Source organism: Stenotrophomonas pictorum JCM 9942 (assembly GCF_001310775.1).
In the GTDB taxonomy this organism is placed as follows: Bacteria; Pseudomonadota; Gammaproteobacteria; order Xanthomonadales; family Xanthomonadaceae; genus Stenotrophomonas; species Stenotrophomonas pictorum.
In genome coordinates this window covers 1-862 of the sequence record NZ_BAZI01000694.1, presented here as the reverse complement: position 1 = coordinate 862, position 862 = coordinate 1, and the positions used below count along the sequence as shown (strand labels likewise).

General features: G+C 70.9%; 1 protein-coding gene. It reads right to left on the bottom strand.

Going from position 1 to position 862, the window contains the following annotated elements; all coding sequences use genetic code 11:
• Window positions 1-862 (bottom strand): protein-disulfide reductase DsbD family protein (locus JCM9942_RS17110; protein ID WP_304941175.1); only part of this gene is annotated, 862 nt, incomplete at both ends.

The window sequence follows — 862 nt, the reverse complement described above, 5'->3', positions numbered from 1 at the left end:
CCACCACAGACCCAGCGCCAGCAATGTCGCACCCGCCAGCAGCAGCGCCACCGCGTCGATGCCGCGCTGCTTGCCCAGCACCCACAGCAGCCAGATCGCGGTGAAATACATCGGGAAGGCCAGCACCTGCTTGAAGGTTTCCATCCATGCCCCGGGCTTGGGCAGGCGCCGTGCCAGGCGCGGGACGAAGCCGATCAGCAGGAACGGCAGCGCCAGTCCCAGGCCCAGGGCCAGGAACACCAGCATCGCCAGCAGCGGCGGGGCGGTGAAGGCATAGGCCAGTGCCGGGCCCATGAACGGGGCGATGCACGGACTGGCCACCACGCAGGCCAGTACGCCGGTGAAGAAATCACCGGCCGCCCCGCTGCGGTGGGCCAGCGACTGGCCGACGCCGCCGAGACGGCCGCCAAGCGTGAACACGCCCGACAGGCTCAGGCCGACCGCGAACATCAGATAGACCAGGGTGGCGATGAACCACGGATGCTGCAGCTGGAAGCCCCAGCCCGCCGCCTGGCCGGCTGCCCGCAGCGCCAGCACCAGCGCACCGATCGCGCTGAAGGCGACCAGCACCCCGAGCGTGTACCAGAGGGCATGACGGCGCGCGTGCAGGCGGCTTTCGCCACTCTGCGCCAGCCCCAGCACCTTCAGCGACAGTACCGGCAGCACGCAGGGCATCAGATTCAGGACCAGGCCCCCGAGCAGCGCCAGCGCCAGGATCCCCAGCAGCGCCGGGCGTGCGGTGGTGCCCGGTGGCTGGCTGCGCAGGCTGTTGTCGGCCGAGGCGTCCAGTGAAAGGGCGCCGGTACCCGGGTCGGCATTGGGGCGCATCACCAGCGGCTGCGGTGCGCCGGCTTCTGCCTGC